At 63.8% G+C, this 9,443-nt stretch carries 11 protein-coding genes; 6 read left to right on the top strand and 5 right to left on the bottom strand.

What is annotated here, in order from left to right:
• The first annotated feature begins 68 nt into the window (after nucleotides 1-68).
• Entirely contained in the window at nucleotides 69-1,106 is a 1,038-nt protein-coding gene (gene holA / locus ACEW8G_RS16230) for a DNA polymerase III subunit delta (RefSeq protein ID WP_373489431.1), read from the top strand.
• 46 nt (nucleotides 1,107-1,152) lie between these two features.
• Nucleotides 1,153-1,551, top strand: a complete 399-nt coding sequence (msrB, locus tag ACEW8G_RS16225) for a peptide-methionine (R)-S-oxide reductase MsrB (RefSeq protein ID WP_373489430.1) — start codon at nucleotides 1,153-1,155, stop codon at nucleotides 1,549-1,551.
• Nucleotides 1,552-1,651: 100 nt separating this feature from the next.
• On the opposite strand, the gene ACEW8G_RS16220 is transcribed toward msrB, so the two are convergent.
• From ACEW8G_RS16220 to ACEW8G_RS16210, 3 genes are all read right to left on the bottom strand, one after another.
• On the bottom strand, nucleotides 1,652-2,053 hold the full coding sequence (locus ACEW8G_RS16220) for a Smr/MutS family protein (RefSeq protein ID WP_373489429.1): 402 nt from the start codon (nucleotides 2,051-2,053) through the stop codon (nucleotides 1,652-1,654).
• A gap of 247 nt (nucleotides 2,054-2,300) precedes the next feature.
• Nucleotides 2,301-3,647: a murein transglycosylase A gene (locus ACEW8G_RS16215; protein WP_373489428.1), complete on the bottom strand. Its 1,347-nt coding sequence runs from the start codon at nucleotides 3,645-3,647 to the stop codon at nucleotides 2,301-2,303.
• 23 nt (nucleotides 3,648-3,670) lie between these two features.
• Nucleotides 3,671-4,306: a Tim44/TimA family putative adaptor protein gene (locus ACEW8G_RS16210; protein ID WP_373489432.1), complete on the bottom strand. Its 636-nt coding sequence runs from the start codon at nucleotides 4,304-4,306 to the stop codon at nucleotides 3,671-3,673.
• Between the two features lie 278 nt (nucleotides 4,307-4,584).
• Between ACEW8G_RS16210 and ACEW8G_RS16205 the strand changes: the two genes are divergently transcribed.
• The 4 genes from ACEW8G_RS16205 (at nucleotide 4,585) to ACEW8G_RS16190 (ending at nucleotide 8,515) form a co-directional block, all read left to right on the top strand.
• On the top strand, nucleotides 4,585-5,094 hold the full coding sequence (locus ACEW8G_RS16205) for a protein-export chaperone SecB (RefSeq protein ID WP_373489427.1): 510 nt from the start codon (nucleotides 4,585-4,587) through the stop codon (nucleotides 5,092-5,094).
• Between the two features lie 16 nt (nucleotides 5,095-5,110).
• Nucleotides 5,111-6,694 carry a murein biosynthesis integral membrane protein MurJ gene (murJ, locus tag ACEW8G_RS16200; protein ID WP_373489426.1) on the top strand — a complete coding sequence of 528 codons (1,584 nt, stop codon included), beginning with the start codon at nucleotides 5,111-5,113 and terminating at the stop codon, nucleotides 6,692-6,694.
• 3 nt (nucleotides 6,695-6,697) lie between these two features.
• Nucleotides 6,698-7,714, top strand: a complete 1,017-nt coding sequence (gene trpS / locus ACEW8G_RS16195) for a tryptophan--tRNA ligase (RefSeq protein ID WP_373489425.1) — start codon at nucleotides 6,698-6,700, stop codon at nucleotides 7,712-7,714.
• A 111-nt stretch (nucleotides 7,715-7,825) separates the two neighbouring features.
• Nucleotides 7,826-8,515 carry a DUF4136 domain-containing protein gene (locus ACEW8G_RS16190; RefSeq protein WP_373489424.1) on the top strand — a complete coding sequence of 230 codons (690 nt, stop codon included), beginning with the start codon at nucleotides 7,826-7,828 and terminating at the stop codon, nucleotides 8,513-8,515.
• Nucleotides 8,516-8,532: 17 nt separating this feature from the next.
• On the opposite strand, the gene dut is transcribed toward ACEW8G_RS16190, so the two are convergent.
• Entirely contained in the window at nucleotides 8,533-9,000 is a 468-nt protein-coding gene (gene dut / locus ACEW8G_RS16185; protein ID WP_373489423.1) for a dUTP diphosphatase, read from the bottom strand.
• The coding region (locus ACEW8G_RS16180; RefSeq protein WP_373489422.1) for a phosphopantothenoylcysteine decarboxylase at nucleotides 8,987-9,443 on the bottom strand (457 nt) is incomplete at its 5' end. The genes ACEW8G_RS16180 and dut, both read right to left, overlap by 14 nt.

Here is a 9,443-nt window from a genome sequence, read left to right as displayed (position 1 = left end):
GAGGTGGCTTTGGCGAAATGAAGGTTGGGGCGAAATGAAGGTTGGGGCGCAATGAAGGGCGGGGCGCAATGAAGGGCGATGCCGCCGCCGTCCGTGCGCTGGCCCGCAGGCCGCGCCCTGACATCCGGCTGTATCTGATCTTCGGCGCAGATGATGGCGGCAACGCCGCTCTTGCGGCCGAACTTGCCAGCGGTTTCGGCCCGGACGTGGAGCGAATCGATTTTGATGGGCCGCAGCTCAGCAAAGACCCGTCTTTGCTCGCGGCAGAAGCAGCCTCGCTCTCCTTGTTCGGCGACAAGCGCTACATCCGCGTCACCACCAATGGCGAGGAATGTCTGCCAGCGACCGAGACGCTGCTGGCCGCCGCACAGGCGATCAACCCGGTGATCATGCTGGCGAGCGGCATCAGCGAGAAATCGCGGATTGCCAAGCTCGCGCTGGCATCGCCGCTGGCGATGGCGGTTCAGTCAAAAATCCCCACCGCAGCCGACATGTCCAAGATTGTGATCGCACTGGGTCACGAGGCCGGACTGACCATCGAGCATGATCTGGCGGAGGTCATCGCCGGGTTTACCGCTGCCGACCGGCGGCTGGCAGCGCAAGAGGTCGAAAAGCTGGCGCTGTATCTCGATGCCAGCCCTGATGCGCCCAAATCGGTGACCCGCGAGGCGATCACTGCGCTGCGCGCCGATGCCGGAGACGATGCGATGCAGCCGATTATCAACGCGGCGCTCTCGGGCAATCTGAAGCGGCTGCCCGAAGAGCTGCAGCGGATGCGCGAACAGGCAGTATCAGAGGTCGGGCTGGTGATCGTCATGCAGCGGCAGGTGATGCAGCTTGCGGCGGTCGCCGCCCGGATGGGCACCGTGCGCGATGTCGGGGCGTGGGTGAGTCGTGAAAAGTCCGGCAATCGTCTTTGGGGCGGGGGCAGCCAGAGCGACTGGACCCGGCAGCTCACCGCCTGGGGTCGGCCTGCCACGATGGCGCGGCTGGTCGAACGGCTGCTTGGCCTGCAACAGGCGATGATGCAGCCGACCCCTGGTCCGGCGCTGCTGCTTGAGCAGGAATTGCTCGAAATCGCCAAGGTTGCCGCGCGCGCATCTTGACTGCGCCGCCCACCGGTCCATGTTGAGTGCTCCCCAGGAGAGAGCCATGACAAAAACCATCATCAGCGATGCCGAGTGGCGCGCCAAATTGTCGCCCGAACAATATCATGTGCTGCGCGAAGGCGGCACCGAGCGGGCGTTCACCGGCAAGTTCAACGATCACAAGGGCACCGGCATGTATCGCTGTGCGGGATGCGGCGCGCCGCTGTTCGAATCAGAGGCGAAATACAACAGCGGCTCGGGCTGGCCGAGCTTCACAGCGCCTGCGGAACCCGAGGCGGTAGCGGAAATTGTCGACACCAGCCACGGCATGGTGCGCACCGAAGTACGCTGCGCGCGCTGCGAGGGGCATCTCGGCCATGTCTTCTCCGATGGCCCCGGCCCCGAGGGCCTGCGCTACTGCATGAACAGCGCCTCGCTTGAGTTTGAGCCCGAAGGGGAGTGAAAGACCTGTTTTCCGGCGAACGCCGGAATTCAGGGTTGCGATAGTGCAATCTGACTCCTGGGCTCCGGCTTTCGCCGGAGAACAGCGCGATGCTTGCGGATTATCGCCGCCGCCTCAGCACGATATACAGCGCCCCCTCGCCCCCATGACGCGGATGCGCGTTGCGCACTGCGGCTATCGATCCGGCATGGCGCGATGAGGCGAGCCAGTCGGAGACCGCCCCGCGAATTGCGCCGCGACCGCTGTCGGGCGCGCGCGCCTTGCCGGTGATCAGCAGCATCAGCCGCATGTCTGCCGCCACCGCCTGTCCAAGCGCCTGATCGAGCCGGGCATAGGCGCCAGACAGGGTGTGGCCGTGCAGATCGATGGTGACATCGGGCTGCACCCCGCCTTTGGCGAGGCGCTTGTCCCAGCCGCCATCGAGGTTGCCCGCGACCGAGAGCATCGGGGCGGGGGTGTAGGTCCAAGCGGGTGTGGGCTTGGCTACTTTAGACGGCACCATGGCCTCCCTCTTGATGGGGGAGGCGCGAGACTTGGCCGCTTGCGGCTTAGTCGCAGCGGTTGGGATGAGCGCGCCGCCAGCGCCCGACTTGACGGAACCATCACCCCCACCCAACCCTCCCCCATCAAGGGGGAGGGCTTTTCTGGCTTTGGGTGGGTCGACTTTGCTCTTCAGCGGCTCAACCGTCGCGATCACGCGCTTCCACAGCGCCGCTTCCGCATCGGACAGCGGACGCCTTTCGGTCATCCTATCGTCCCTGTCGGGCCAGCCGGTCGAAACTGCCTTTGGGCAGCAGGATCAGCGCCAGACCGCGCGCAGACATGCCGCCCGCAATGATCTGCGCGCGCTCGCCCGCGCCCCAGAAGGTGTCGAAACGGTTCGCCCCCTTGATCGCGCCGCCGGTATCCTGTGCCACCCACAGGCCGTTCGGCTCAGCGCGGTCCATGGCGAGGAACACCGGCGCGCCCAATGGCACGAATTTGGGATCAGTCGCCACCGTACTTCCAGCCTCGACCTGATAGCCCAGTGCGCCCAATGGCCCCGGACCGGTGAGCTCACGGAAGAACACGAAGCTCTTGTTCTCGCGCATGATCGCGCGGCCTTCCTGCGGATTGGCGCGCAGCCACGCGACAATACCCTGCATGCTTGCTTGCCCCGGCGCGAGCAGGCCGCGATCGCGCATCAGCGCGCCGATGCCGGTATAGTCGCGCCCGTTCTGGCTGGCATAGCCGATGCGGATCACCGATCCATCGGGCTGACGCAAACGGCCCGATCCCTGCACCTGCAGAAAGAAGAACTCGATGGCATCGGCTGCATAAGCGACGATCGGCGCGCGGCCACCAAGCGAACCGTTTTCTATCGCAGTGCGATCGTCATACGGCACCAGATCGCTGCCCTGCAGCTTGCCGCGCACGCGCTTGCCCGCCCATTCGGCGGCAAAAGGTGAAAGGTCGACGTCGATCAGATCGGTCGGGCGCCCATAGACCGGCACGTCATAGCCGGCGCGGCGGGTGCGGGATCCGGCAATTTCCGGCTCAAAATAGCCCGTGGCAAAGGCCGCTCCTTCGCCGACCTGGACGGCCTCAAACTGGTCAGTGAAAAAGCGCGGCGCATTACTGTCAGGCCAGCGCGCCGCTGCATCACAAGCGCTGCGCCAGTCTTCCGGCCGGGTGAGACCGCTCACATCGGCGCGGCGGACAACCGAAGGGCAGCTTAACCGAAACGCGATCAGCGCGGTGCGCGCGTCATCGCGCTCGATCGGCAGGCTGGAGATGGCCGGGCCGCGGCGCAGCATTTGTCCGGCGGCCTGCGTTACATCGGTGCTCGCGGTAATTGCGGGACCAGAGACGGGCGACATCGGTGTTGCACGCGGGATCGTATAGTTCGATGCGGGGCCGACTGCGGGCGCGACCGTGCCTTGCGGTGCAGGCTGAGCGCGCGCGGACTGAGTTGTGGAAGCGCGCGGCGTTTCGTAGGGCAGACTGGCGCGCGGCGGTGCGGGGTTCTGCGTGCCCGAAGGCACGATGCCACCGCAGCCCGCCAACGCGAGCGTGGTGAACAATAAAAATGGAAGCGCGACTGCACCTGACTGCATGGGCCGCGCCCCCTAGCGCCGTGTCAGGCCTGGTCGGTTTCGACCAGCAGCCAGTTGGGATCATCGCTGCGCAGATTGCGCGCGAATGTCCACAGATCGTGGGTCGAGACCGCATCGGTCATCGAGCCTGCGATCAGTTCGCCATCGGCCCCGCGCACGACCGCAGCGATATCCGCATCGAAGCGCACGGTGATGCGCGCCGTCGGTGCATCATATTCGGCATCGACAATCCGTGCCTCATCGATCCGCACCAGCCGGTTTTCCAGCGTCTCGCCGCGCTTTTCGCGCTGCTCGATCGACTCGGCGAAGCTTTCATACACTTCGTCATCGCACAGGCCGCGCAGGTCTTCGCGTTTGCCCGCCCAAAAGGCTTCGAGGATCATGCCATATGCCGCCTTGGCGCCCTCACGAAACCGGCCCACGTCAAAGCTGCGGTCTGCGGCGAGCATCTGGCGGATGCCGGGCTCTGCGGTGATATCGAACACGTTGGTGTGGCCGGGTGCGACCGTGCCCGCATTGTCATCGGCTGGCACGCGTTCAATGCCGGTCGAGCCCTTGGTGCCGGGGTTGTCCATCGTCCGGGTCAGCGGCTCCTGCTCGTGTCCGGTGCGCTTGCCCAGCACCGAATACAGACGCAGGCCAAGAAAGGCTGCAACCATGGCCAAAATGATAATTTCTACCGTCACAACTTGTCCTGTTTCGCCATATTTGATGAGGAAAATCGGCTGTCTTGGCCGAGCTTACGTCTAACATAGGGCATGCGCGTCAATATGCAAATTGCTTTGCTGGCCAGAGCAGGGCAGTTGCCGGGCTAATCGATCATGATTCGCAGCGCTTGCGCCGCAGCACAAGGCGGATTAGAGCCCCGCGAAACGCGCTTGCGCTTCCCGGTTCAACCCGCATTTTTAAGACGACACGTTATTTGAAAGGGACCAATATGGCCGACACTGACGGCACCGTGACCTCACAGAACCCCGGCCTCAACGGCAGCGGTGGTCCGCAGGCGGGAATGATTTCGCAATACATCAAGGACCTGTCGGTCGAGAACCCCAACGCACCCGATTCCTATCAATGGCCGGGCCAGCTCAACTTCGATGTCCAGTTTCGCGCAGAATCGCGCCAGCTGAACGACGAAGTGCATGAGATGCTGTGCACTTACACCATCGCGGCGAAGTGCGAACAGGGCACAGCCTATCTGGTCGAACTGGCTTATGGCGCGCTGGTCGGCTTGCGTGGGCTCGATGAAGAACAGACCCGGCGCTTTTTGTTTGCTGAAACGCCGCGCCTGGTGTTCCCGACGATCCGTTTGATCCTGGGCAATGCCATTCGCGATGCCGGCTTTCCGCCGCTGGTGCTTGAGCCCATCGATTTCAACGCGCTGTACGAACAGCAGGCGCAGGACCCCAATTTCGGCGCACCAGTCCCACCCGCTGAAGGCAACGCATAGCACCGCCTGACCGGCCATGAACCTGCTCAAATCGGCGAGCACGATTGCCGGGCTTACCTTGGTCAGCCGGATATTCGGCTTTGCCCGCGATATCCTGCTGGCGCGCGTGCTGGGTGCCGGGCTGGCGGCTGACGCGTATCAGCTTGCCTTCCGGCTGCCCAACACCTTCCGCCGCCTGTTTGCCGAGGGCGCATTTTCGGTCGCCTTCGTGCCGATGGTCAGCCGCAAGATGGCAACCGAAGATGGTGAAGCGCAGGCTGAGGCGTTCACCAACGATGTGCTGTCGGTGTTCATCTGGGTGCTGCTCGGTTTTACCGGGTTCGCGATGCTCGTCATGCCGGGCATCGTGTGGCTTCTGGCGCGCGACTACATGCAGGTCGATGGCAAGTTCGATCTTGCGGTGCTGCTCTCGCGCATCACGTTTCCGTATCTGATGCTGATCAGCATCGTGGCGTTGCTGAGCGGCATTCTGAATGCGCGATCGCGCTTTGGACCGGGCGCGTTTGCGCCGGTGCTGTTCAATCTGGTGCTGATCGCCGGGGTGCTGACCGGTGCATGGCTGCGCGGCGATGGTGACGATGACCGGATCGTGGTGATCGTTCTGTCGGTTGCGGTGGCGTTGTCGGGTGCGGCACAACTCGTTTATCTGTGGTGGTGCGTGCGGCGTGAAGGGCTGCGCCTCAGGCTCAGTCGCCCGCGGCTGACGCCCGACGTCCGCGAGCTTGGCCGCCTGATCCTGCCTGCCACCTTTGGTGCCGGCGTCTATCAGATCAGCCAGCTGATTGACACGTTCTTTGCGACACAGCTGCCGCAGGGATCGCTCACAATGCTGTCGATGGCGGACCGGCTGAACCAGATGCCGCTGGGTATCGTTGGCATCGCGCTGGGCACCGCGATCCTGCCTAGCCTCTCGCGCAGCATTGCCACCGATGACAAGGCAGCCGCCAGCCGCATCCAGTCAGATGCGGTCGAATTGGCGTTGCTGCTGACGCTACCCGCCGCTGCCGCGCTATGGGTGTGTGCGCCTGCGTTTGTCAGCGCGTTCTTCGTTGGCGGGCGCTTCACGGCAGAAAACGGCGCTATTACCGCGATGGTGGTGCAGGCGCTGGTTGCCGGGCTGCCGGCCTATGTGCTGGTCAAGATCCTGACGCCAGGCTTTTTTGCCAGGCGCGATACCAAGACCCCGGTCTATACTGCGGCGGCGGCGCTGGGGTTCAATGTCGCGTTGATCCTGATCCTGATCGAACCGTTCGGCATCGTCGGGCTGGCAGCGGCAGGGGCGGGCGCGGCCTGGCTCAACACCATTTTGCTTTATGTCGTGTTGCGCCGCCGCGATCATTTTCGCCTGCAGACCAGCCTGATCTGGCGGATCGCGCGTCAGGTTGTGGCGGCAGGCGCAATGGCGGCACTGCTGTGGTGGCTGGTCGGAGTGCTCGACGACTGGTTTGTCGGCAGCATTTTGGAACGCGCTGGCGCGCTGGCGATCATTGTGTCAGGGGGCGCTCTGGCTTATTTCGCGGTCGGTTTTGCAGTAGGCGCAGTGGACCGTGACCGGATCGCGCGTATCATCAAGCGGCGCAAAGCCGCTGAACAGGAGTAATTCATGCGCGTCCTTTCCGGCATCCAGCCGACCGGCAATCTGCATCTGGGCAATTATCTTGGCGCGATCCGCAACTGGGTGAAAATGCAGGATGAGATGGACGTCGCCACAGATTCTGGCAGCGCCTGCTTTTTCTTCCTCGCCGACCTGCATTCGATCACCGTGCACGAGGAACGCGATACGCGCATCCGCAACGTGCGCGAGATGGCCGCCGCGCTGATCGCCTGCGGCATCGATCCTGATCGCAGCGTTCTGTTCAACCAGGCGCGTGTGCCCGCGCACGCTGAGCTCGCCTGGCTGCTCAACGGCACCGCGCGCATCGGCTGGCTGAACCGGATGACTCAGTTCAAGGACAAGGCGGGCAAGAACCGCGAGGGCGCGAGCGTCGGGCTGTTCGTCTATCCGGTGCTGCAGGCAGCCGATGTGCTGCTCTATCAGGCGACGCATGTGCCGGTGGGCGAGGACCAGAAACAGCATCTTGAACTGACCCGCGACATCGCGGTCAAGTTCAACACCGATTTCGGCGTTGAGCTGTTCACCTTGCCCGAACCGTATATCCCCAAGGAATCGGCGCGGATCATGGGCCTGCGTGACGGCAGCGCCAAGATGTCAAAATCCGATCCATCGGACATGAGCCGCATCAACCTGACCGATGACGATGACACGATCACGCAAAAGGTGCGCAAGGCAAAGTCCGATCAGGAGATGCTGCCCGAGCAGGCGGCTGATCTGGCGGGGCGGCCCGAGGCGCTGAACCTTGTCGGCATTTATGCGACCTTGACCGAGCAGACGCCCGATGCGGTGTGCGGACAATTTGCAGGGCAGGGCTTTGGCGCGTTCAAGCCTGCGCTGGCCGAGGTGCTGGTTGAAACCCTGCGCCCGATCCGCGAGCGGTTTATCGCGCTGAAGGATGACGATGCAGCGCTCGATGCCCTTCTGGTCAAGGGGGCGCAGAAGGCACGCGCGGTCGCGCAACCGACACTCGACGGGGCTTATGCGGCGCTGGGATTGCTGCGCTAGCTGCTCAATCTGTCGCAAACGCGTTCAAATGGGGTTCATTCGCGGCGAGCTAATCCTATATCCATTAGCGGGCCGCGCATGTGCAATGGCCCGCCACCTGGAGAATCGATCATGACCGTTCGCAATCGCCTATCCCGCCGCGCCGCGCTGTTCGCAGCGCCCGTGCTGGCGTTGGCGCTTTCGGCTTGTGCCACCCCATTTAAGGCCGATGTTGCGCGCTTTCAGGCGCTGCCCGCGCCGCAGGGGCAAAGTTTTGTTGTGACCGCGTCTGATCCTGCCTTGCAGGGCGGGCTGGAGTTTGCGCAATATGCCGGGCTGGTGACGCGCCAGATGGCGCAGCTCGGCTATGTGCCCGCCAATGATCCGGCGCGCGCCGATATGATTGTCAGTTTTTCTTACGGCGTCGACAACGGCCGTGAGAAGGTGGTTTCCGACAATTTTGGGGGCGGCTTTGGCGGGGGCTTCGGTCCATGGGGCCGGGGCGGGTTTTACGGTCGTCGCGGCTTTGGCTTCGGCTTTTATGATCCGTTCATCTTTGGACCTGGCTGGGGCAATGATGTGCGCAGCTATACCGTCTACACCAGCGACCTTGACTTGAAGATCGACCGGACAGCGGACAACCGCCGCCTGTTCGAAGGCAAGGCTGAGGCGCAGGCGCGCAGCAAGAACCTGCCGTATCTGGTCCCCAATCTGATCGATGCGATCTTCACCGATTTCCCCGGTCAGTCGGGCGAAACCGTGCGCATTTCGATTGCGCCGGAAGGTGACAAGACCGTGAGGCCGGTGCGCCAGCGGCGGTAACAGTCAATCGACCGGTATCAGCTGATACCGGTTGATCCGAACCCGCCCGCGCCGCGTGCCGTCTCGTCGAGGTCATCGACTTCGGCAAAATCGGCGCGCTGCACCGGAGCGGCAACCAACTGGGCAATGCGGTCACCGCGCCGGATGGCAAATGCCTGGCTGTCGTGGTTGATCATGATCACCTTGAGCTCACCGCGATAATCACTGTCGATGGTACCAGGTGTATTGGGCACGGTGATGCCGTGCTTCAGCGCCAGCCCTGATCGGGGCCGCACCTGCACCTCGTATCCATCGGGGATCGCCATCACCAGCCCCGTCGCGACCGCGTGGCGTTGGCCGGGCTGCAGAACAAGGTCTTCGGCGGCGACCACATCCATGCCCGCTGCGCCCGGCGTGGCATAGCTTGGCAACGGCAGCCCTTCGCCGTGCGCCAGCCGCTTCAGCCGGATGGTGATGGGCGGCAGCGGATGATCAGCGCACGACATCGGCGATTTTCTCCATCAGTTTGCGCGCCACCTGATCCTTGGGCAGGTTGGCCCAGCTTTCGACGCCAGCGTCCGTAACGATGTGCACCGCGTTTTCAGCGCCGCCCATGACATCGCCCGAAACATCATTGGCGATGATCCAGTCGCATCCCTTGCGCGCGCGCTTCGCCTGCGCGTGCGCGATGACATTCTCGGTCTCGGCGGCAAAGCCGATCAGCAGCGCCGGGCGGCGCTGGCCGCTGGCCAACCCGGCCAGGATGTCAGGGTTTTCGGTCAGGGAAAGCGCGGGCAACGCGTCGCCAGTCTTCTTGATCTTCTGCGCGTGCGTGTCGGCGGTGCGCCAGTCGGCCACCGCCGCGACCAAGATCGCGATGTCGGCGGGCAGCGCCGCCTGCACCGCCTCTGCCATCTCACGCGCGGTCTCGACATCGACGCGCGTCACG

It is taken from the genome of Blastomonas sp. (assembly GCF_041747255.1).
Taxonomy (GTDB): domain Bacteria; phylum Pseudomonadota; class Alphaproteobacteria; order Sphingomonadales; family Sphingomonadaceae; genus Blastomonas.
This window is presented reverse-complemented; position numbering and strand designations above follow the sequence as displayed.

What these genes read in the sequence shown, in the direction of transcription:
- ACEW8G_RS16190 (WP_373489424.1), top strand. Translation starts at nt 7,826, where the DNA reads ATGACCGTTCGCAATCGCCTATCCCGCCGCGCCGCGCTGTTCGCAGCG.
- holA (WP_373489431.1), top strand. Translation starts at nt 69, where the DNA reads ATGAAGGGCGATGCCGCCGCCGTCCGTGCGCTGGCCCGCAGGCCGCGC.
- ACEW8G_RS16205 (WP_373489427.1), top strand. Translation starts at nt 4,585, where the DNA reads ATGGCCGACACTGACGGCACCGTGACCTCACAGAACCCCGGCCTCAAC.
- murJ (WP_373489426.1), top strand. Translation starts at nt 5,111, where the DNA reads ATGAACCTGCTCAAATCGGCGAGCACGATTGCCGGGCTTACCTTGGTC.
- dut (WP_373489423.1), bottom strand. Translation starts at nt 9,000, where the DNA reads ATGTCGTGCGCTGATCATCCGCTGCCGCCCATCACCATCCGGCTGAAG.
- ACEW8G_RS16215 (WP_373489428.1), bottom strand. Translation starts at nt 3,647, where the DNA reads ATGCAGTCAGGTGCAGTCGCGCTTCCATTTTTATTGTTCACCACGCTC.
- msrB (WP_373489430.1), top strand. Translation starts at nt 1,153, where the DNA reads ATGACAAAAACCATCATCAGCGATGCCGAGTGGCGCGCCAAATTGTCG.
- trpS (WP_373489425.1), top strand. Translation starts at nt 6,698, where the DNA reads ATGCGCGTCCTTTCCGGCATCCAGCCGACCGGCAATCTGCATCTGGGC.
- ACEW8G_RS16210 (WP_373489432.1), bottom strand. Translation starts at nt 4,306, where the DNA reads ATGGTTGCAGCCTTTCTTGGCCTGCGTCTGTATTCGGTGCTGGGCAAG.
- ACEW8G_RS16220 (WP_373489429.1), bottom strand. Translation starts at nt 2,053, where the DNA reads ATGGTGCCGTCTAAAGTAGCCAAGCCCACACCCGCTTGGACCTACACC.